Annotated in this window: 14 protein-coding genes; 5 read left to right on the forward strand and 9 right to left on the reverse strand. The window is 55.7% G+C overall.

Annotated features, from left to right (window positions below):
- Positions 1-5102 precede the first annotated feature (5102 nt).
- From J0L98_RS08485 to J0L98_RS08500, 4 genes are all read left to right on the forward strand, one after another.
- Positions 5103-6845, forward strand: a complete 1743-nt coding sequence (locus J0L98_RS08485) for an autotransporter assembly complex family protein (RefSeq protein ID WP_296411243.1) — start codon at positions 5103-5105, stop codon at positions 6843-6845.
- Positions 6846-6929: 84 nt separating this feature from the next.
- On the forward strand, positions 6930-8990 hold the full coding sequence (locus J0L98_RS08490; RefSeq protein ID WP_296411244.1) for a thioredoxin domain-containing protein: 2061 nt from the start codon (positions 6930-6932) through the stop codon (positions 8988-8990).
- Between the two features lie 43 nt (positions 8991-9033).
- Positions 9034-9348 carry a c-type cytochrome gene (locus J0L98_RS08495; RefSeq protein WP_296411245.1) on the forward strand — a complete coding sequence of 105 codons (315 nt, stop codon included), beginning with the start codon at positions 9034-9036 and terminating at the stop codon, positions 9346-9348.
- A 263-nt stretch (positions 9349-9611) separates the two neighbouring features.
- The gene (locus J0L98_RS08500; RefSeq protein ID WP_296411246.1) at positions 9612-10775 is read left to right on the forward strand and encodes a porin; all 1164 of its coding nucleotides are present in this window, start codon (positions 9612-9614) and stop codon (positions 10773-10775) included.
- 183 nt (positions 10776-10958) lie between these two features.
- On the opposite strand, the gene proB is transcribed toward J0L98_RS08500, so the two are convergent.
- The 9 genes from proB to J0L98_RS08545 form a co-directional block, all read right to left on the reverse strand.
- Positions 10959-12077: a glutamate 5-kinase gene (gene proB, locus J0L98_RS08505; RefSeq protein WP_296411247.1), complete on the reverse strand. Its 1119-nt coding sequence runs from the start codon at positions 12075-12077 to the stop codon at positions 10959-10961.
- Positions 12058-13218 carry a GTPase ObgE gene (obgE, locus tag J0L98_RS08510; RefSeq protein WP_296411248.1) on the reverse strand — a complete coding sequence of 387 codons (1161 nt, stop codon included), beginning with the start codon at positions 13216-13218 and terminating at the stop codon, positions 12058-12060. The genes proB and obgE overlap by 20 nt, the downstream gene beginning before the upstream one ends.
- 87 nt (positions 13219-13305) lie before the next feature.
- On the reverse strand, positions 13306-13569 hold the full coding sequence (rpmA, locus tag J0L98_RS08515; protein ID WP_296401798.1) for a 50S ribosomal protein L27: 264 nt from the start codon (positions 13567-13569) through the stop codon (positions 13306-13308).
- A 12-nt stretch (positions 13570-13581) separates the two neighbouring features.
- A complete protein-coding gene (rplU, locus tag J0L98_RS08520) occupies positions 13582-13893 on the reverse strand; it encodes a 50S ribosomal protein L21 (protein WP_296401799.1) in 312 nt (103 codons plus the stop codon).
- 83 nt (positions 13894-13976) lie between these two features.
- Positions 13977-14852: a DUF4440 domain-containing protein gene (locus J0L98_RS08525; protein WP_296411249.1), complete on the reverse strand. Its 876-nt coding sequence runs from the start codon at positions 14850-14852 to the stop codon at positions 13977-13979.
- A 111-nt stretch (positions 14853-14963) separates the two neighbouring features.
- On the reverse strand, positions 14964-15383 hold the full coding sequence (locus J0L98_RS08530; protein WP_296411250.1) for a hypothetical protein: 420 nt from the start codon (positions 15381-15383) through the stop codon (positions 14964-14966).
- Between the two features lie 4 nt (positions 15384-15387).
- Positions 15388-16599: a hypothetical protein gene (locus J0L98_RS08535; RefSeq protein ID WP_296411252.1), complete on the reverse strand. Its 1212-nt coding sequence runs from the start codon at positions 16597-16599 to the stop codon at positions 15388-15390.
- Positions 16596-19046, reverse strand: a complete 2451-nt coding sequence (locus J0L98_RS08540) for an EAL domain-containing protein (protein ID WP_296411254.1) — start codon at positions 19044-19046, stop codon at positions 16596-16598. The genes J0L98_RS08535 and J0L98_RS08540 overlap by 4 nt, the downstream gene beginning before the upstream one ends.
- A gap of 144 nt (positions 19047-19190) precedes the next feature.
- On the reverse strand, positions 19191-20912 hold the full coding sequence (locus J0L98_RS08545; RefSeq protein ID WP_296411255.1) for a glutamine--tRNA ligase/YqeY domain fusion protein: 1722 nt from the start codon (positions 20910-20912) through the stop codon (positions 19191-19193).
- Positions 20913-21201: 289 nt separating this feature from the next.
- Here J0L98_RS08545 and J0L98_RS08550 point away from each other — a divergent pair, with 289 nt between their 5' ends.
- Positions 21202-23232 (forward strand): TonB-dependent receptor, encoded by a 2031-nt coding sequence (locus tag J0L98_RS08550; protein ID WP_296411256.1) that lies wholly within the window; start codon positions 21202-21204, stop codon positions 23230-23232.
- Positions 23233-23234 lie beyond the last annotated feature (2 nt).

A 23234-nucleotide genomic window follows, 5' to 3' on the forward strand; every position in this document is an offset into this window, starting at 1 on the left:
AGAAACTCATAAGCAATAAATAAATTAAAAAATCATCCGAAAACAGAATAAGTTAAAAATGGTATTCCGATAATAAAAAATTCAAAATAGAAATGGTAATAAAAAAAGAGATAAATAAAATCTCCTTCAAAATTATAAAAATAAGCATAAGCCCTTCAAAAACAGAAGGGATACCGAATTCAAAAGCCTGATTAAGTGTTTGATTAGCTATAAAAATAGAAGTAATAGCCAAGACTGAAACAACTACGCCCAACATAGATAGTGACAAATAACATAAAAAATGCTAAAAATTTGCTAAACGAAGGCGAATAGGAGTCAATAAAGAAAAATAGTATGAATAGTAAAAATAATAGTATGAGCAGTATGTACAACAATAAAGACAGTTAAAATAGCCCATCAATAATGTACAAATTCTCTCCATCCCCATTGAAGCATGCAAACATCTCAATCGAGCCTATCCAGTAATAAACATAAGGTAAAAATATGATAAATCTGATGAATCTGCGAAATAGTAACAAATTATCATCGAATAGCAAAAATGGGCAGAATAAAATATAAAGGATAATATCGACATGTTTGTTCAGGCTGAATCAGCAAAATTTCGATTATACAAAATGTAAATATTAAATAAATTAACTGTAAATAATAATAAACAATAGTTACCATATATCGTACTCGCATATAAATAAAATTAAACTAATATACAGCTAATTTAACCGTCCTTAAATTAAACTCACTTACCTACACACAGCTGATGATATTAGCAAAAGCAGAGAAAGCTATAAAGCTCATGTATCAAAATAAGTGGATGGGATGGCTGCTAAAAATGGGAGGCATACTTACGACCCTCGGAGTAGTTTCGTGGACAATATGAACATCAATTCGGATGGGAAATAAAAGGAATAATAATTTACATGTGCGAATGCTATTAGTCGATTTATACTATATTCTCCAGCATCATTACCCGAAAACTATTAAGAGAACCCCAGATATGCCAGGTACTCAAATTAGATACGTTGGCTGTTACTTCGCATATGCTGACCAATGGATTGAAATCACATGATTCCCAGCATGTTACATTTAATTACTCTGTCGATGGCACCATCATGAAAAAATCCAAGCATCTAAGAAACTGGGAAAAAAGATACGTGCGAATTGACAACTTTAACTTAAAATCATATAGAGTCACCTACTTGCCCATATCACAGAGCCAAACCCTCAAAAAACGATCTGGCAAATAGTCGCCAACATCATCCCCCAATCCTTTGTATGATTCCTACCCTGACTACAGATAATCGTATAGAGAGGGAATTGAAAAGATATCAAATTAATGTACATTTTAATTGAATTCCATTAAATAATTATGGACAAGATTTGAGATCATTGACAGGAAGTATCTGGTTTTGAAAATGCATAAAAAGAACAAAATATAAAAAATAGAATTTGGGATTCCTGTTATCAATTATTCGAATGTGCACTCAAGAGATAATTGGTTGTTTGGATTTGTATCTTTATTGAAAGGAGAAATTTGAGTATTTATTTAACAAATAATAATCAATTTTTATATATTATATCTTCAGTATATTTATCCTTTATCAGATAGTTCTATTCGTAAGTTAATTTATAATATGCGATATATAAAAGAATTAATATTAATAAGTTAAAACATTTCAATCATTAAGCTGAGTGAGCATTGCAACACCTCTTTGCACCCAGTGATCTGAATTTGTTGATTTCTATATGGGCAAATCGATACTTAAAACATAGTTTGTTGAATGGCCTGTCGTTGATAAGACACCTCTTCTGATTGAAGTTTTGTATACTGGACTTATATAATATTAATTCTATGTTATTTCAGCTTTTGTGTCTGTGGGCTTTAGCCAAATGTAAGGAACCTTTGAATAAAGGACTTTATTATGTGACTAATTTAAGCATTACAACTATTCGTCCCATCTTGCCCCATCTAAAAATAGACCATGGATGTAGCAACCATCTTTTGGTGAATGACTTACATCGAAATGTTTGGCACCTTTTCCAATAACCGAAAATTCAAATTGAAGGGTATCAATTGGTTTCTTGTACTTTCTGGCATAGTTTTGAAGGACACCTGTCAAGAATGATTGAGTAAAGAAGAACCCAGAAATCCAGAAGTTAGGAGGAGCACCCTAATCAATCCATTTTTGCATAAATTTCAGTCTCTAAACAAAGTCATTAACCCAACTACCCAACGGTTTCAAGCTGGGATAGGCAGCTTTATGCCAAGCATCAGGCACTTTATTATCAAATATACTATTGAACACTAGTTAGAGATCGTGACTCATGACCACGAAACCATCGATAGCCTTATCAACGTTGACCAAAGTTGACTTTACAGTATTAAGTAGCTTATTGAATCTGAATAATTATTGCTGTAGGACAGTATTCATAGACTCCTCATATTTAACTGGATGCTTCTTTGAAGCTTCAATGATATCGAATGGTTTGGGTATTTTAGCTAAAATCTATTTGATTTTTCCTTTAATAATTTATTCAGTTGAAGCACCTCCACCACCAACGTTTCTAGGAAGTAGAGCTAAAACCGTCGAGCAAATGAAATCAGTTTAAATAATGGCTGATGAAATTTCGGCATTTGGATGAAGGCCAAATACTTAAGTTCCATCATTGATTGGTAAATTTTTAATATAATCCATAGCAAGTTCAAAGTTAGGTTAGTCTAAGATTTTGTAAATTCCATCTGAGGTCATTTTAAATCCATTATCCATTATATGTGGACTATAAAATCTCTTTAGTATAATTTTAATTAATCTTCTATCCATGGGATCTGTGACTCTGCCACCATAGTTAGCTTAGGCTGCCATATAATTGAGTGCTTCATAGGGAATTAATTCATAAGCATTTAAAAACATTTTTAATTGAGATTGAGATATAGCGAAGTCAGCAGCTGTGAATTAATAAGGAATATTCCAACCTAAAGGACCAAACTTTCTCCTTTCTAAAATTAAAGCATGGAAGAAAGAAAGACCTAAGAACATTTTTTTCCACTCCTTTGGCTTTTAGCATTATTAGAAAGTTACTGCATTTTGAGTGCCAAAAGATCTTAGCAAGTTATTTTTTAACCCTCTTGGAGGTTCATAAGTCATTTTAATACCTTTCATTAGGATAGTGACTGGGAACACATTTGATGGCATACTAGTTAACCAAATTCTGAAGTTAGGGTTTGAATGTTAATCATTTTATAAGATAATTTACAATTGAGGCATAAATGAAGGAGCCAAATGACAATTTTGTAGAAGAACCCATCTACCTTCGTCCATTGCTAATTTGATAGCTCTTTCTGCAAGTTATCCTTGACCTTGACCCAATGACAAGCTGGAAAGACTATCTTTAAATCCAACTTTTTCTGCCAAGTTCGTAATTTAAATACGAGGATCAGCACCGGGACTTAAGATAAAGATTAAAGGAGTATGGCAAGTTGAGTCATCATATGCTTGTTGTAGGTTGAAAGGTGGAGGCTCGATAAATTAACTGCCTATTTATTTGCTGATCAAAATTTGGAGCGATTGTGAGAATTTGTCGGGTCGAATAACTCTGGTGATGATAAGTCTTTTAAATAAAGAAACTTAATTCCATTATCCAGGCCATTTTTAAGTAAATGGATTAGAACTGTTATAAATATGAGTCCATTCTCTGCCATTCTTTTTAAAACTTTAAACTATGTTTCCAAATCCATCTACAGTTTTTTGAAGCTCACATAATGTAAACCAAATTTTACTTGATACCCAATCTAGTTATGCAGGAATTGGCTCAGGAGCTTCAATCCAAGTACCTCCAACCATCATAAATCTTACTTAATTTGAATTTATTTTCTTTTATGCAGTTAAAATTTTGATGCAAATTAACAAAGAGAATATTAATTTATCTTTTTACAATAAACTTCGACAAAGTGACTCATAAAACAAACTTTGGAATTTATCGATGATATTTTTGCATCTGTTTTATTTTCCAGGTATTGATTTCTAAATGGCTCTTTCGAACAAGTTGATATAAAACTAAAGAGACCATTGATAAGTTGGTTAAATGTTGGCAAGATCAAGAGTAATGAAATACAAATTTGAAACTCTTTTTGAGACATCTTTATAGAAATTTCTAATATTGTTAAATTGAGTCCTGAAGAATTCAAGTTTTTCCATTTTCTAAGCAATTTATTAAGCTTCTTTTTGAGAATTTTTCAATGTATCGATAAGCTTTTCATCGTCCAGCAAATTACTTCCAGCTGATCCCAAAAGCTTCAAAATTAAATCTTCAGTTTACTTTTGTTTTCTCTTATTTTCGGCAAACTATTTTATATTTCTTTGTTTTTGTTATTCTTTAATTGGTTATTATTTCTTGACAACAATATTAAGCATTTGATCATCCAAACCTTATAATGTAACTTGGAAGTTCAACAAAGTGACCATGACACAAATTTACGGAGAATAATGAGGTCTGGCTAATTTAGTAGTCATATAAAATCTGAATTTTTAGTCATAATCCAATTCTCTATCCCCAGCCTTGATACGATAAGAGGCACCACTTTTAATTAGTTTCCTTTGGAGGACAAAGTCATAAAATGAATCTACAGTTTCACCAATATTTTCAAGTAATACAGGCATACCATTTTAAATAGCTCCATAAAGTTTATTTTCTATTTACTTTTAACTACTGTTTTGTTTAAGAATAATAAGTTCTCTTTATGGTTCTCTCTATTTGTTCTTAATCCAATTGTTAGCTTGGATTTGAGGATCAATCATTAAAGGCCATCTTTTTGAATTATTGAGAATAATTGCATTGTCAATTGAAAAATCGTCATTAGGTAGTTGTTGTTAATTGGTCCATCTGCCTATCTCGAGAGGATCTCCCGCCTGATCGTCGAGCGCTGTGTCAGCGTGAACGTGGCGGCAACGGGCGGAAATACCAGCTTGCTGCAACTTGGGGAGGCTTGACCGGCGCATTGATCGCCACAATCTCCTTCGTCAGTGGCTTGCGGCCACGGCGCAGCGTGGCGTGAAGGCCTTGAAGAAGGCCGGTCCCGATGGTCACTGTCCGGCTGTTAGAATCAAACGGTGTCGCGCCTTTTCATTTTCCTCCGTCTGCTGTGTGTATGCCTTGCCTTGTCCGGAGGTGCGTCGGCCCATGCGGCAGACGCGGCTGTCGAACTCCAGGTGCCTGACGCTTTGCGTCCCCTGCTCGAAAAACATCTTGATTTTCTTGAGCTTGCGCCGGATCAGTTGCTCGATGCCGGCGGCCGTATTGCCCTCATGCGGCGTGCACGCAAGGAGATCCGGGAAATGCTCGCCACCGAAGGCTATTTTTCACCGACCATCGAGCGGAGGGATCTTGAGAATGGGCGTCTTCTCGTTGTTGTGACACCGGGGGCGCGCACACATATCTCTTCCGTCGATCTGCGCTTTACCGGCGATCTGGCCGGAGTTGAGGGGGATCGGCCGGCGCGCCTGGCCGAGCTGCGCAGCTCGTGGGGGCTCCAGGCGGGTCAGCCTTTCCGGCAGGCGGATTGGGATGCCGCCAAACAGCGGCTGCTCGATGCCCTCTCCACCCGCGAATACGCTGCCGCCAGCATTGTGGAGAGCCAGGCGGTGATCAACCCAGATACGGCCAGTGCTGAGCTCAAGGTCGAAATGGACAGTGGCCCTGTGTTTCGCTTCGGCCCCATGGAGGTCAGCGGGCTTTCCGATTACGAGGAAAGCCTCGTGGAACGCTATCGCCCGCCCGAGCGTGGGGAGCTCTACAGCCAGGAGCGGCTTCTGCGTTTCCAGACGGCCCTGCAGAACACCAGTTATTTTGCTTCGGTGGTCGTCGATATTGATCGCAGCACACCCACGCCAGAGGCGGTGCCGGTGCGCGTTACGGTCATTGAGGCCAAGCCCAGGCGCATCGGTTTTGGTAGCGGCATCAGCAGTAACACCGGCTATCGGGTGGAAACCAGTTATCGGGACGCGCACTTCATGGGCCAGCCCTGGACCCTGGTGAGCGGTGTTCGGGTCGAGCAGCGTCGCCAACTTGGCTACGCAGACGTGTTCTTGCCGCCATCCCTGTCCGGGCACCTCGATAGCTTTGGCGTGCTTGCGGAGCACACCAACATCTCCGGTTTGCAGACCCAGCGCCAGTCGATTGGGGTGGTCCGGACGATTCCACGGGGCAGTATGGAAAACCGTCTGGCTCTCAATTTCCAGCATGAAATCCTGACCCCCGAGGGAAGCCTCCGGTCAAGCCGTTCTGCGCTCACTGCCAACTGGTCATGGACCTATCGGGCGGTGGACAACATTCTCGATCCCCGGCGTGGGCAGGTGGTGAATTTCCAGCTTGGCGGTGCGTCCCGGGCTTTCCTGTCGGACCGCAATTTTGTGCGTCTCTACGGGCGCTACCAGCACTTCTTTCCCGTCGCAGAGCGGGATGTACTGATTCTCCGGGCGGAGGGCGGGATGACGTTGGCGACGTCCCGCGACGGTGTTCCCCAGGACTTTCTGTTTCGTACTGGCGGTGCCCAGTCCGTGCGTGGCTACGCCTACCAGAGCCTCGGTGTGACCGAAGGAAGCGCGACGGTGGGCGGACGCTATCTGGCAGTGACCAGTGCGGAATACGTCCATTGGTACGAGGGCAACTGGGGCGTTGCCGCATTTGTCGACGCTGGCAACGCGAACGACGAGCGGGAACTGTTCAAGATGAATCTCGGTTACGGGTTCGGTCCCCGCTGGCGCAGTCCGGCAGGGCCGATAGCCGTCGATCTTGCCTATGGTCAGAGTGATCACCGGGTCCGGCTTCAGTTTGCCGTCGCCATCGCCTTCTGAATCCGGAGGCGGGGGAGCAAACATGGGTGAAACCCGGATGTAACGAGGCCTGAACCCAAGGTCCACTTTTCAACTGGAGCCCTCATGCCGAACCGACTTCAGCACCAAACCTCACCCTATTTGCTGCAGCACGCCGACAACCCCGTGGACTGGTGGCCGTGGGGCCAGGAAGCGCTTGATGAGGCACGCAGGCGGGACAAGCCGATCCTCTTGTCCATCGGCTATTCTGCCTGTCACTGGTGTCATGTGATGGCCCACGAGTCCTTTGAGGACGAGGCGGTTGCCGCTCGGATGAATCAGCTCTTCATCAACATCAAGGTGGACCGGGAGGAGCGACCGGATCTTGACCAGATCTACCAGTCGGCCCATCAGATGCTGGCCCGGCGCAATGGGGGCTGGCCGCTGACCATCTTCCTGACGCCGGATGGGGTGCCGTTTTTCAGCGGGACCTATTTTCCAAGAGAGTCCCGCCACCGTCTGCCCGGCTTTCCGGAGGTGCTGACGCGTATCGATGAGGCGTTTCGAACCCAGCGAGCAGCCATTGTCGAGCAGAGCCACGGGGTGGTGGCGGCGTTGGCGCGCCATGACGGGGGTGTGCGCGCCCACTCTGCCGATTTCTCTCCGGCGCCGCTGGACGCTTTGCGCGATACGCTCTTCTCCACATTTGACCGGGAAAACGGCGGCTTTGGTAGCGCGCCAAAGTTTCCTCATCCGGTGGAGCTGGAGTTCCTGTTGCGCCACCATGCGGCGAGGGGAGACGAAGCGGCCCGCGATATGGTGCTCACGACCCTGCGCCACATGGCCGAAGGGGGCATCTTCGACCACCTGGGGGGCGGATTTGCCCGTTACAGCGTTGATGATCGCTGGAATATTCCGCATTTTGAAAAGATGCTCTATGACAACGGTCCGCTACTGGCCTTGTATGCCGATGCCTGGCAGATGACCGGGGAACCCCTGTTCGCGAGGGTGGCTGAGCAGACCGCCGAGTGGGTGTTGCGTGAGATGTGCCTGGAAGGGGGCGGTTTTGCTTCCTCGCTCGATGCCGACTCTGAGGGGGAGGAGGGCCGTTACTACATTTGGGACAGGGCCGAAGTCAGGGCTCTGCTGGATGAAACCCGATTCTCCATTGTGGCCCGCCACTATGGCTTGGCGCGCCGCCCCAACTTCGAGGGCGAGCACTGGCACCTCCATGTGGCTGAGCCCCTCGAGCGGATTGCCGAAGATCTTGGCATCGGCGAGGTGGAGGCTCGGGCACTGCTGGATGAGGCCCGAAAGACACTCCGTGATCGCCGGGCCTTGCGCGTTCCGCCCGCCCGTGACGACAAGCTGCTGGTGAGCTGGAATGCCCTGATGATCAAGGGGCTTGCCCGGGGCGCCCGGGTCTTCGGCCGATCCGACTGGCTCGCCGCCGCGTTCGCGGCAGTTGATGCCATTTGCGACACATTGTGGGTCGATGGGCGGCTTCTCGCGACGGCACGGGCCGGCAAGGCCCATTTGAATGCCTACCTGGATGACCACGCGCTGCTCATCTCCGCGCTCATCGAGCTCATGCAGACCCGTTTTCGGCCTGGAGATCTCGCTTTTGCAGAGGATCTGGCCGACGCCCTGTTGGATGACTTCGAGGACCGGGGGCGGGGCGGTTTCTTCTTCACCCGTCACGATCATGAGGCGCTGATCCATCGGCCGCGCAGCGCACACGACGGCGCCATGCCTTCCGGAAATGGGGTTGCCGCCCAGGTTCTTGGCCGCCTCGGGCATCTCACCGGTGAAACGCGTTACCTGGATGCGGCCGAAAGAACCCTTCAGGCCTTCGTGACGGCCCTTCATCAGTCTCCTGCAGGGCATGCCAGCTTGGCGCTGGCCCTCGCAGAGCGTTTGCAGCCACCTGCCGTGCTGATCCTTCGGGGGCCGGAGGAGAAGGCCATGTGGTGGGCGAAACAGCTCGCCAGCCTGTATTTGCCTTCCGTCATCGGGCTGGTCCTGCCCGAGGGCATCCAAGGTTTGCCTCCGGTACTCGACAAACCCGCCAGTGGCGAGGTCAACGCCTGGTTGTGCTCCGGCGTTGAGTGCTTGCGACCTTATGCCACGTGGACGGCACTTGAAGAGGAGCTCATGAGAATTGGCAAACCTGCGGGGGAAGTTTAGACTTCCCTGATATTTTTTCGCCACACAACCCGAGAGGATCACAATGAAGAAACTCGTTGCTGTTGCTGCCGTCGTCGGCCTGATGGGCTCCACCGCCGCCTTCGCCGACGCAGGCGCCGATCTGGCCAAAGCCAAGAACTGCCTGGCTTGTCACGCCGTGGACAAGAAGCTTGTCGGCCCGGCATACAAGGATGTCGCCGCCAAGTACAAGGGCGACAAGACCGCTGAAGCCAAGCTTGCCGAGAAGGTCGTCAAGGGCGGTGTCGGCGCCTGGGGCCAGATCCCGATGCCCCCCAACCCGCAGGTCAGCGCTGCGGAAGCCAAGACCCTCGTCGCCTGGGTGCTGGCACAGAAGTAAGCAGAGCCCCGTCGCTGAGGCCAGCCTGCGGGCTGGCTTTTTTGCTTTTTTGGAGGGCGGTGTTGGGGGTCTGTGGCAAGTGCTTTTGTTCTTGTCGCGAAATTGCAACACTTCATCCGGTCGTCGCGTCCAAAAAACAACGCTGTCCTTGCCTCACCCTTTGCCTCGCACCCACAATGCAGGCCAACTTCTCGTTAGAGAGGTGAAATTGGTCGGCCCCGTGAAAGCGGTGCGTGCCAGTCTTCAATCAAGAGGAGAAACATATGCAAAAGAAACTGATCGCTCTGGCCGTCGCCGGCCTGGCTTCCACCGGTGCCTTCGCTCAAGCCAACGTGACCGTTTACGGTGTGGCTGACGCTTCCTTCGACGTCGTCAAGATCTCTGGCGATGCCAACAACGAACTCGGCAACACCACCCGTGTTTCCACCAACTCTTCTTTGCTTGGTTTCAAGGGTGCTGAAGCCCTGGGCAACGGCCTGACCGCCGTGTTCCAGTTTGAAACCGCTGTTGGTTTCGACAACGCCGGTGCCCTGGGCGCCAACCGTGACAGCTACGTCGGTCTGGCCGGCGGCTTCGGTACCGTGGTTCTGGGTAACCTGACCGGCCCGACCCGCGCTCTGGGCGGTGCTGTTGATGTCAACGCTGGCGCCACCGGCATTGGCGCCAACGCTGCCCTGCTGGGCAAGCTGGGCAACAACCTGATCGGCACCACCGACGCCAACGGTTCCTATGGCGGCGGCTCCACCTGCGGTCGTTCCTCCACCTGCACCTCGATCTTCGACACCCGCTGGAAGAACGCCATTGCCTACGTGTCCCCGAGCTTCGCTGGCCTGAACGCCACCGTCGCTTACGTGGCCAACGAGAACAAGGCTCTGAACGGCCTGGCCGCTGCCAACACCACCGGCTACGACGTCGGCCTGAAGTACGCCAACGGCCCGGCCATGGCTGCTGTGACCTACAACGCCGTGTCCGTCGGCAACGCTGCTGACCTGAAGGTTAGCGACCTGCGCGTTGGTGGTAGCTTCAACATGGGCGCCGCTTCCCTGCGCGCCATCTTCGATCTGGCCCGTGCTGACAACTTCGGCGGCAACAAGGTTACCCAAGCCGTCTATGGTCTGGGCGCCACTTTCAACGTGACCCCGGCTTCCAAGCTGCTGGGTCAGGTGTATGTTGCTCGTGACCTGAAGGTCAACGGCTCCAGCGCCAACGACACCGGTGCCAAGCTGTTCGAACTGGGCGTCGAGCACAGCCTGTCCAAGCGCACCATGCTGAAGGCCACCTACGCCATGATCAACAACGACAAGGGCGCTGCCTACGACTTCGGCATCAACGCCGCTGGCATCAACACCGGCACCCTGCCGGGCGGTGCCAACGCTGTTGGTGGCACCGTTCAGGGTCTGTCCCTGGGCCTGCGTCACACCTTCTAATCCAGACTTCGTCTGAATTAGAAATTGACGGGCACCTTCGGGTGCCCGTTTTTCATGGGCTTCGCCGGGATGTGTTGGTATGGAGATGGTTTTTCCTGTTGCCGGAATGGAGTATGGCAGCGTTCGAATCTGCAAATGAAATGGCCACCCGAGGGTGGCCATTTCATTTGCAGTGTGCTGGGTTCAGCCTATCCTGATCAGATTATCCCGGTGAATCAACTCCGGCTCTTCGACAAAGCCGAGAATGCTCTCGATCTCGGTTGAGGGCTTGCGGGCGATCCGGCGGGCATCGTTGCTGGCGTAATTGACCAGGCCGCGGGCGACTTCGCGGCCATCCGTATTGCGGCAGGCCACCACGGAGCCCCGGGTGAAGTCGCCTTCCACGGCGGTGACGCCAATGGGGAGCAGGCTTTTTCCGGACTCCAGGGCTTCGATGGCGCCCTGGTCGAGGGTCAGGCTTCCGGCGAGCTGGAGGTGGTCGGCCAGCCATTGCTTGCGCGCAGCCAGGGGGGTGCTGGTGGCGTACAGCAGCGTGCCGATGTCGTTGCCGGCAGCGACCCGTAGCAGTGCATCCACTTCGCGGCCGCTGGCAATGCAGGTGTGGGCGCCGCTGCGTGCGGCGCGTTGCGCCGCGCGGACCTTGGTGATCATGCCGCCCTTGCTGATGCCGCTGCCAGCGCCACCTGCCATCGCTTCCAGGGCGATATTTTCGGCGCGGTCCTCGCTGATCAGGCTCGCGCCCGGATCCTTTCGCGGGTCTGCCGTATAGAGCCCCTGCTGGTCGGTGAGGATGATCAGGGCATCGGCATCGATCAGATTGGCCACCAGCGCGCCGAGGGTGTCGTTGTCGCCGAACTTGATCTCGTCGGTGACGACCGTGTCGTTCTCGTTGATGATCGGTACGACGCCCAGTTCCAGCAGGGTGACCAGGGTTGAGCGGGCGTTGAGGTAGCGCGTCCGGTCGGCCAGGTCGGCATGAGTCAGCAGGATCTGGGCTGTGTGGAGCTTGTTCTGGGCAAAGACGCTTTCATAGGCTTGGGCCAGCCCCATCTGGCCGACTGCGGCGGCGGCTTGAAGGTGGTGCATTTCCTGGGGGCGGGTGTTCCAGCCCAGGCGCTGCATGCCGGCGGCGATGGCGCCAGAGCTGACCAGGACGACTTCCCGGCCTTCGGCACGCAGTCCGGCGATCTGTCGGGCCCAGTCAGCAAGGGCCTCAAGGGCGAGACCTTCGCCGTTGTTGGTCACAAGGGCGCTGCCGACCTTGACGACCAGCCGGCGGGCGTTACGGATTGAGGTTCTCATCGTCGTCTTCTTCTTCGTATTCGTCGTCAGCGTCGTCGTAGTCTGCTTCGAGTGGCTCGGTGCCGGATGTGGCCGCCAGTTCGAGGGCTGCGGCGGCGGCTACGTCAGCGGCGGCCTGGGCGGCGGCCTTTTCTTCGTCGAGGATGTCCTGAATGGCGAAGACGACGCCCTGGCAGCCATCGCGGCTGATGGCGGAAACTTCAAAGTGGCGCTCCACCGGGCCGTAAGCATCCAGGAAGGCCTTGATGCGTTCCTTGCGCTCATTCTCATCAGGGATCAGGTCAAGCTTGTTCAACACCAGCCAGCGGCGCTTGCTGACCAGATCTTCGTCGTACTTGCGTAGCTCCTCGACAATGGCGTGGGCGTCGCGGACCGGGTCGGCCTCGGGGTCGAAGGGGGCGATGTCGACGATGTGGAGCAGAATGTGGGTGCGCTGCAGGTGGCGCAGGAATTGGTGGCCCAGGCCGGCACCATCGGCGGCGCCCTCGATCAGGCCGGGGATGTCGGCAATCACGAAGCTGCGGTTCTCGGAGGTGCGTACCACGCCCAGGTTGGGGGCGAGGGTGGTGAAGGGGTAGTCGGCCACCTTCGGCTTGGCTGACGATACCGCGCGGATGAAGGTGGATTTGCCTGCGTTGGGCATGCCCAGCAGGCCGACGTCGGCCAGGACCTTCAGTTCAAGGTTGAGTGCCTTGCGCTCGCCTTCCTGGCCCATGGTTTTCTTGCGGGGCGCGCGGTTGGTGCTGGTCTTGAAGTGCAGGTTGCCCAGGCCGCCGCGGCCGCCGCGGGCGATCATCACGCGCTTGCCATCGGCGTCCAGGTCGGCAACGAGCTCGCCTGTCTCCTGTAGGGTGATGATGGTGCCGACGGGCATGTGCAGTTCGATATCGTTTCCGCCCTTGCCGTAGCAGTCTGCGCCGCGGCCATTTTCGCCGCGCTCGGCGAGGAAGGTGCGCTTGTAGCGGAAGTCGATCAGGGTGTTGAGGTTGCGGTCGGCAACGGCGTACACATCGCCGCCCTGGCCGCCGTCACCGCCGTCCGGGCCGCCCATGGGGATGTATTTTTCGCGGCGGAAGGTGGCGGCGCCGTTACCGCCGTCGCCGGCGATGACTTCAATACGGGCTTCGTCGAAAAATTTCATGGGTGTTTCCGGTTGGGGCTTGTACTGAAGCCCTGAAAGAAAAAAGCCCTATCGCTAGATAGGGCTTTGAAGGCATGCAGTCGGCGCTTATTCAGCGGCGGCGACGATGCTCACGGTCCGGCGCTTGTTGGCGCCCTTGACGGCGAACTGCACGGTGCCTTCGGTCAGCGCGAACAGGGTGTGATCCTTGCCGATGCCGACGTTTTCGCCCGGGTGGTATTCGGTGCCGCGCTGGCGAACGATGATGTTGCCGGCGAGGACGAATTGACCGCCGTAGCGCTTGACGCCAAGGCGTTTGCTTTCTGAGTCGCGACCGTTACGGGAACTGCCGCCAGCCTTTTTGTGTGCCATGTCGGTTTCTCCTTAGGCCGAGATCGCTTCGATGCGAAGCTCGGTGTAGTTCTGACGGTGACCCTGATGCTTCTGGTAGTGCTTGCGACGACGCATCTTGAAGATCTTGATCTTGTCGTGACGGCCGTGGGATACCACGGTTGCCGTGACGCTGGCGCCGGCCACCACGGGGGTGCCGATCTTGACCGACTCGCCTTCGCCGACCATGAAGACCTGGTCGATGGTGATTTGCGAGCCCACGTCTGCCGGTATCTGTTCTACTTTGAGTTTTTCGCCGGCAACAACGCGATACTGCTTGCCGCCGGTTTTTATGACCGCGTACATGGATGTACTCCGATTAAGGGTTTGCAGGAAACGCGGCAGTATATAGGCTGCTCGAATTTCTGTCAAACCTCGTTCCGGCCGCCTTACTGTCCGATGCGCTCCTGGCGAATCAGCCAGTGTCCGTCTCGGAGGACGAGGGCGAGGGTCTTGGTTTCCTTGAGGGTCTTTCCCTGGGCGCTGTAGGACTGGGTGAATCGGGCTGTTGCGACGCGGCCGTCGGTAGTGATGTTCATGTTGGAGAGCTGGACGGTGATTTCATCAGGTCGGCCAAGTCTTTCCCTGCGCTGCTTAAGCCAGTCGGTATGGGTGATTCCACCTGTAGGGGTGAAGTCATCTGCGTAGTGCTTGAGGTAGGCATCGACATCCTTTTTTTGCCACGCGGAGGCCCAGTCCGTAATGCGCTGCTGAATGTCTTCAGTCGGTGTCCGGGGTGGCGTGGCATTGGCCGCGGTCGAAGCTACCAGTGTTGCGGGAGTTGGCGCAGCAGGCGTGGAGGACGGTCCGGGCTCCGGGGTGGCTGCGGAGGCAGGAGGGCCGCTCGCCGCTTTGGAAGACGTGTCGCTGGCAAGGTGTGCAACCTCGGGTGGCAGGATATTCTCAGTGCCGGGAACAAAAGTGGCGTTGCTGCCGGGCCTGATCAGCGAGGGGGTTACAGTCTGCTCGGGCTGCGCCTGAGCGCTGCTGGATGATATGGGCGGGGATTCGGGCGCTGCGGACGATGCCCTTTGCACAGTGGGGGGGGCGATCGCCTCAGCTCTGGCTGACTTGCCCAGGAAGGGTAGTCGGCCTTCGGCGCCCAGCTTCACCGCGAAGACCAACGAGACAACGAGAAACATTGCAAGGATGCCGCCGAGGAACCAAAGAAGGGTTTGCCCGGGTGTAAGCAATGCAGGTGGCGAGTAGCGGTTGGAGCCGTGTTTGGTGTTTGACGTCATCGAAGTGGGAGCAATCAGTGCCATTGCGACGGATTCTAGGGCGACTGATGTTTCCTCGCTGCGACTTAAGGCCGAACTGACGCTTGTTTGCAGATGACGGTGCCGGCGGCAGCCGGAAAGGGGCGGTTTGAGGGGTCAGGGCAAGCGCAGAAGAATCCGCATGCCCGTGGTAGGTTCGTTTCGGTCGAGGTAACCGATCAGGTTGGGCGTGTCAGTCAGCCACTGCCGGGCTTCAGCCAGGGATCGGGCCTCTTTGGGCGGGAGGGCTCGCCCGGTGAAGACGAGGCGTGACCAGTAGGCCTGGATTTGTGCGGGGTTTTTGCCAGTCAGTTTCAGGTAGAACTCGTCACGGACCTGACCGTTGGGCAGGTCCACCAGGCTTGCAGGGGTGCCGTCGCTGAAGGTGGAGCTACGACCCAGATACAGCTTTTCGGCCTGGTCGCGGGTCAACTCGATAGGGCCGCTGCGGCTGCTGGTGACGATGAGTATCTCCGCCCGGATGGGGCTGGAAGCAAGCAGTGCCACTAGGAGCAGGAGGACGCGGAGTGGACGCATCGTTCTAGAAGACGAAATCAGCGGATATGCTGAACACGTGGACCGGGCCGCCAGGATCTACAACATCGCGAAAGTTGTCGTTCACGAATATCCCTAGTCCTCCCGGGCCTGGATGAATACGCTCGAGTTGCGTCTTGATGGCGACGTTGCGGGTGACATCCCATCGCGCGCCAATCGCCATGCTATCTTGGGACTTGTTGCGCATCGCGTTGAAAAGGCTGAGCAGACTGTCAATGGGCGCGATACCACTCTGTTTGGTTGTAACGGGAGCGGTTTGGGTCTGTCTGGCAACCGTCATGTATGGGGTCAGGGAATTGAAACGGTAGCCCGCGGTGAAATACCAGCCAGCGGCGCTGACCGTGTAGCGGTCCACGGTGCGGCGCGCATACTCGCCAATCATCAGAAGGCGGTCGCTGTCGTACTGGAAGCCGGCCGAGAGGAAGGTTCCCTTGCTATCGTCTCCAGATAAATCACGTGCGATGGCATCGTTTCCCGAGGCTATGAGGTGATTGTTCAGCGACGTAAACATCGGGTCACCCCAATGTATGGACAGATTCGAGCGGGCGTAACCCGCCTGTAACGTCAGACTCGATATGCTAAGGGCTGCCTTCACTCCGCGAACGGCCTGGAGCTTGCCGCCGCCATTGCGGATGTCTAGCGAACTCTGGCCTCCATACACGTGAAGTTCGAGATCGGTGGCGCCGATCGGCGCGCGATAGAGGGCGTCAACACCGTTAAGGTCGGCAAACGGATTCAGGCTGTAGACCTCTACCGGTGGGCGTACCCAGGGCGTGGCATAGTTGAGGTTCAGGGAATCGGAATACATGAAGAAGGGCGTGCGCATGCGTCCAGCCCGAACGACGATCTCCGGCATGGCCTGAAAACGCAGGAAACCCCAGGTGAGTTGCGGTGAATAGCTATCGGCAACGCCCTTGCGAACAACGGACTGAACCGTCAGATCAAGGGCGTTGCTGAGGATGAGGGATGCCTGTACGCCCAGAACGGAATCCACTGAAGAGTCGAAATCAGTGCCGGCACCGCTGACTTGTTCCGTGCTGCTTCGAAACATCCGGTTGTCCTTGTCGGTACGAACGGCGCCCACGGTGCCGAAACCGGAGAGGCTGAACGGCGACGGGACATCGGATGCATGGGCATTGGTCAGCAGCAGGCTCGCAACAAGACCGAGGTGGAGGCGGTGCGCGGCGATGGATCTCATGCGTGACTCCGTTGAACCTTGCTGGCGCGGGTGGTGAGCCACGCTTCTACCTTGTTTGCGGGTATGGCGGGGGAAAAGAGGTAGCCCTGCCCGAAATTGCAATTGAGTTCCTTCAGTAGATCCGCCTGGGCGCTGGTTTCGATGCACTCGGCGACAACACTCATGCCCAGTTCATGGGCAAGGTGGATGCTTGCTCCGACAATGGCACGCAGACGGGTGTCGCGCACGATTTCACGGATGAACGACCCATCGAGCTTGATGGTGTCGCAGGGAATGGAGTGCAGGTAGCTCAAGGAGGAGTAGCCCGTACCGAAGTCATCGATGAGGATCTTGAGGCCCTTGGCGCGGAGCTTGCCCAACTGGCTGGTGGCCAGTTCCTTTCGGGTGACCAGGGTGCCTTCGGTAATCTCCAGCTTCAGGGCGCCAGGAGGCAGGTCGTGTCGTTCAATGCAGGCCACGATCTGATCGGCAAGATCCAGCTGGGTCAGTTGCCGCGCCGACAGGTTGACGCTGATGCTGATCTCGTCGTTGGCGAGACCATGGTCGCGCCATGCCTTGAGGCACCGGCAGCTCTGGTCGAGCATCTGCATCCCCAGGTCATGAACCAGGCCAAGGGATTCGGCGAGGGGGATGAATACGTCGGGGCCGATCTGGCGGGTGTTTGCCTGGGGCCAGCGGACCAGGGCTTCGAAGCCGATGGTCAGACCCGTACTCAAATCCACGATCGGCTGGAAATGGGCGACCAATTGCTCTTCACGCAGGGCGGCGCGGAGCAGGGACTCGAGCTGCAGGTCACGCATCACCTGCTGGTGCATGGCGGACTGGAATACGGTGATGGTGCTTTCGGTGCTGCTGCGGGAACGATGCATGGCGTTGTCGGCATCACGCATCAGGTCTTCGGCATTGTGGAAGCCGCCACTTCCCAGGGCGACACCAATGCGTGTCTTGGGATAAAGGGCATGGCCGTTGAGTTCGGCGTTCTCGGCCAGGTGGGTTTGCAGCCTTTCGGAGAACCGGATGGCCTCTCCCGCCTCGGCGATGTCGTTGAGAAGCACTGCGAACTGGTCGCCACCGATGCGCCCGACAACGTCGCCGGGACGGGCCAGGGTGCGGATGCGGGATGCCACAAGGCGCAGCAGATCATCGCCGGCCGAGTAGCCGAGGCTGTCGTTAACCACATGGAAGCGTTCGATATTGACGTGAAGAACGGCAAACAGGCTGCCTTCGACGCGGTCGGCGTGGCGCAGGGTGTTCTGCAGATGCTCGACAAACAAGGCCCGATTGGCGAGGCCCGTGAGGCCATCATGGAGTGCGTCGTGGATGAGTTGATCTTCGGCGCGCTTGCGCAGGTGGATGTCGCTGATGGAGCCTGCCATCCGGACGGCCCGGCCGCTGACCGGATCGAAGACGGCAATGCCGCAGGTCAGAATCCAGCGGTAGGAGCCGTCCGAGTGAAGGATGCGATGCTCGACCATCAATTGGGCCGATTCGCGTTTGAGGTGGGCGAGCAGACGCAGGCGGAACGCTTCCCGGTCCTCCGGGTGAAGGTGCTCGATGAGCGTTTCCCTGGTGACGAGCGACGAATCCGCGGGCAAGCCCAGGATCTCCATGAAGCGCGGCGCAAAGTAGGTTCGGTCGCTGACAATGTCCCAGTCCCAGAGGCCGTCGTTGGCCGCGCGGGTGGCGAGGGCATAGCGTTCCTCGCTGATGGTGAGCTGGCGGGCGGTTGTTTCGAGTTCATGGATCCGTGACTGAAGCGCCTCGGCCATGCGGTTGAAATGCTGGCAAAGCTGGGCCAGTTCATCCTTGCCCTGTTCGGGTAGCCGGTGGGATAGCTGCCCGGCGGCAATGGCCTGGCTGCCCCGCAACAGGCGCCCCAGGTTGCGCGTCATCAGATAGCCGACCGCGCCCAGCAGGAGCAGCGTCAAGAGCACTTCCGCACTGGCGATGGCAATGCCCTGGTTGAGGATGCGCTGTTTGGCCAGGCTGAGGGCCGATACGGAGACGCCGAACTGCACATAGCCCACCTGATTGCGTTCGAGGAGGACAGGGCGTCGGATGTGGATGAGATTGTGCTGCGTCCCCGAACTGAAATTGAGTGCCGAGGCATCGTCCGGCTGGGGGAGGGTGAGCATTTCCGGTAACCCGGCGCGAACCCGGGTCTGGCCGGTGCTGTCCACGATACGGACGTAGATCAGCCCTTCATTGGTTTCGTTCAGGAGTTCGCCGAGGGCGTCCTGAAGTTCGTTGTAGCGTCCCTGGGGTACGAATGTGGCCGTTACCACGTTCAGAATGCCGGCATTCTGTGCGATCAGCGTGTTCAGACTTGCGGTGGTGGCCTCGTTCATGAGCCGGCCACTATTGGTCAGCAGAAGCGTCAGCATTGCAACCTGGACCACGGTGCTGGCCAGCAAGAGGCGAACGCGGATCGAAAGGTTGCTCAACATGCAATACGAAGGCCTGGAGAGGTGGTCGGGTTAGGGCCGCGTTCGTCCTGAAGTCCAGGCGGAGAAGGGCTTTCACTTGTCTGCCCCTTGTAATCGGCAGAAAGGAGACAAGCTTAAGCCCGACGCGCCCTGGCCCGGTTGCAGTTACTTCTTCCAGGTGTCGCGCAGCGTGACCGTGCGATTGAACACCGGTGCGCCATCCCTGGAGTCGATCCGGTCGGCCACGAAGTAGCCATGACGTTCGAACTGGAAGCGTGCTTCAGGTCGGGCGGCTCGCAGGGCGGGCTCCAGTTGTGCGGTGATGATCTTCAGACTGTCACGGTTGATGTCCTCCAGGAAATCCCGCTCAACCCCGTCGGCATCGCCCTCGCGTCTGGCGCCGGGGTAGGCGCAGGCGAAGAGGCGGTCATAGAGGCGAACCTCGGCAGTATAGGCGTGGGCCACCGCGACCCAGTGCAGGTTGCCCTTGACCTTGTAGTTGTCCGCACCAGGGGTACCGGATTTGGAGTCGGGCATGTATTCGCACAGTACCGCGGTGATGTTGCCGTTTTCATCCTTCTGGCAGCCGGTGCATTTGACCACGTAGCCATAGCGCAGCCTCGCCATGTTGCCGGGGTAGAGGCGATGGTAGCCCTTGACGGGGGTTTCCATGAAATCTTCGCGCTCGATCCACAGCTCCCGCCCGAAGGGCATCTCGCGCTTGCCCAGTTCTGGGAAGAGCGGGTGGTTGGGGGCGTGGCAGCGTTCGGTGCGGCCCTCGGGGTAATTGGTGATGATCAGTTTGAGCGGATCAAGCACGGCAACGCGACGTTCTGCGGCTTCGTTGAGATGCTCGCGCATGCAGTCCTCAAGGACGCTCATGTCAATCCATGAATCACCTTTGGATACGCCGATGCGATCGGCGAAGCGGCGAAAGCCTTCCGGCGTGAAGCCGCGGCGGCGGGCGCCGACGAGGGTGGGAAGGCGGGGGTCGTCCCAGCCGGCCACGTGTTTTTCGTCCACCAGCTGGATCAGTTTGCGCTTGGACAGCACCACGTAAGTCAGGTTGAGGCGGGCAAACTCGATCTGGCGCGGAACCGGGCGGGGGAAAAATCCGCCATCGGCCAGGCTGTCCAGCAGCCAGTCGTAGAAGGGGCGTTGATCCTCGAACTCCAGGGTGCAGATGGAATGGGTTACATCCTCGAGGGCATCCTCGATGGGATGTGCAAAGGTATACATCGGATACACGCACCACCGGTCCCCGGTCCGGTGATGTGTGGCATGGCGGATGCGGTAGATGGCCGGGTCACGCAGGTTGATGTTGGGCGAAGCCATGTCGATCTTCGCGCGCAGGATGTGGGTGCCGTCCGGGAATTCGCCCGACTTCATGCGCTGGAAGAGTTCGAGGTTCTCGGTAACGCTGCGGTTGCGGTAGGGGCTGTCGGTGCCGGGCGTCGACAGGGTGCCCCGGTAGGCGCGCATTTCTTCCGCAGAGAGGGAATCCACATAGGCCTTGCCCACCGTGATCAGGTGTTCGGCCATGGCGTACATCTTGTCGAAGTAGTCCGACGCAAAGTACAGGTGCTCCCCCCAGTCGAAACCGAGCCATTGCACCGCCTCGATGATGGCATCGACGTATTCCTGTTCTTCCTTGGTCGGATTGGTGTCATCGAAGCGCATGTGGCAGGCGCCACCGTAGGCTTCCGCGAGACCGAAGTTCAGGCAGATGCTCTTGGCGTGACCGTAATGCAGGTAGCCATTGGGTTCCGGCGGGAAGCGCGTTTCAACCCGCCCGGACCATTTGCCGAGACGGCGATCTTCGTCAATGATGCTGCGGATGAAATTGCTGGGGGTGGCATCGGAGGCCGGGGCGGTGGGAGCGGTCATCGGGAGGCTTACCTTGACGGGCGCGGGCGGGGGTCCGCCGGGTTCGAAAAATCTTTAGATTGTAGCCGATGGCGGGCGGGGCGATGGGCTCCGGGGCAGGCGCACGTCCGGGTATCTAGCGTGATCGGTGTCGCGCGGATGGGCGCTGAAACGTCTTTCTCGTTGTGCGTGTGCGATCTTTGCCACCGGAACCCTTGCGTGTAAGGTAAAAGCCCGCCTGATTGTGTTGAAATTTAACAGTCTGGGCGGGTCATGTCGTGTTCCCGCGTGTCATCTATTGAGAGTCCCCATGACCATTCGATTTGCCTACTGCTTCCTCGTACCGGCACTGTGCTGGGGCCTTGCTGCGCGTGCCCAAGACGCATCGCTGGCAGACCTGAGCCTTGAGGAACTGGTCAGGCTCGATGTCACGGCGGTATCCCGCAAGGCGCAGAAGCTCTCGGATACGCCTGCAGCGGTGACGGTGCTGTCGGCCGCCGACATCCGGCGCAGTGGCGCCCGCAGCGTGCCCGAAGCCCTGCGCGAGGTTCCCGGCGTGATCGTCGCGCAAATCGGGGCCGGGCGATGGTCGGTGGGGGTTCGCGGGGTTGAGGGGCGGTTCTCCAACAAGCTGCTTGTCCAGATTGACGGCCGCAGCATTTACAGTCCCTTGTTCTCCGGGGTGTTCTGGGAGGCCCTTGATGTAGTCCTTGAAGACGTCGAGCGGATCGAGGTGATTCGTGGCCCCGGTGCTTCCCTATGGGGCGCGAACGCGGTGAATGGGGTGATCAACATCATCACCCGCAAGGCAACGGCAACCGTTGGAAGCCTGGTGTCCGCCACGGTGGATGATGGAGGGCATTCCTCCCTGGCGGTACGCCAGGGTGTCAGTCTGGGGGATGTCGGAGCCCTGCGCGTCTTTGCCAAAGGCAGTGAGCTGGGCGGGTCGCGGACCCGGGATGGTGCATCCGAGCCGGATTACAACCGTGGCTGGCTCGCAGGCTTTCGCATGGATGGTGCGGGGTCCGGGGCGGACGCCTGGACGCTGCAGGGCAACAGCAGCCGCCGAACGAGTGGTGAGAACATCGTTGCCACATCCCTGACGGGTCAGCCAGCCCCGCTCTCCCTCGATTTCGTGTTCGAGAGCGCCAGCCTGCTGGGGCGTTACAACTGGGGTCTTGCCGGAGGAGAAGCCTCCCTCCAGGCCTATGTGGATCATCAGTTTGCCAACGTTGGCACCTACGGCAAGGGTACGGTCAACACGGCAGACCTGGATTTCCAGCATCGCCTGGTTCCTTACGGTGTCCATGAAATCATGTGGGGGCTTGGCGGGCGGATGTTGCAGACGGAAATCGTTGCGGCCTCATCGGTGTTGAGCATCACCCCACCGCGACGACAGTCCCGGGTATTCAGTGCATTTGTACAGGATGAGATCACCCTGGTTCCCCAGACCTGGAAGCTGACGGTCGGCGGCCGCTTCGAGTATTCCAGCCGGTCGCGCTTCGAGCCCCAGCCAACCGCTCGGCTGATGTGGACACCCAATATGGAAGACAGCGTCTGGGCGAGCTGGTCCCGGGCGGCACGCACGCCTTCCATCGGCGAGAGTGATGCCACCATTCTTTTCGGTGCCCAGCCGACGCCGCCAGGATCCCCGTTTCCGATGGTGGTACTGGCCTCCCGGCCCGGAGACGGCTGGAGCCGACGCGCCGAGCGGGTGGATACGCTGGAGTTGGGCTATCGGCGGAACCTGGGCAATGGCAGCTTCGAGGCCGTGTTTTTCCACAGTGATTACCACCGCCTGATCTCCGAGCAGACGGACCCCAACGGACTGGTCTTTCCGACTTCGCCGCTGCCTGTCGCGCCCTTCGTCGCGCCGATCCAGTACTTGGAGCGGGGCAGCCGGTCTGCCGCGCGGCGCCAAGGGATCGAGGTGGGCGCGGATCTGCCCCTTACCACCGCCTTGCGTCTGCAGGCCAGCTACACGCTCATGGATACCCGTGTCCGGCGCAGCGCCGATGCCGCCGCCAATGCGACCGCTCGAAATCTGGAGGAGTCCGCGCCAAAGCATTGGGCCAGCCTGCGCATGACGGTGAATCTGGGGCGCGGTCAGGAGTTCGATGTGGCGGCCCGACGGGTTGGCGCCATCGGCACGGGCGAAGTGCCCGCTTACACGGCTGTTGACCTCCGCTACGCCTGGCGGGTGAACCGCTATTTCGATCTGTATTTCATTGCCCAGAACCTGTTTGACCCGCTTCACCTCGAGTACGTGTCCAACTTCTTTCCTGGGCAGCCGGTATATCAACCCCGGCGTGCCTTTGTCCAGGGCGTGTGGCGTTTCTGAGG

The organism is Zoogloea sp. (genome assembly GCF_017302315.1).
Taxonomy (GTDB): Bacteria; Pseudomonadota; Gammaproteobacteria; order Burkholderiales; family Rhodocyclaceae; genus Zoogloea.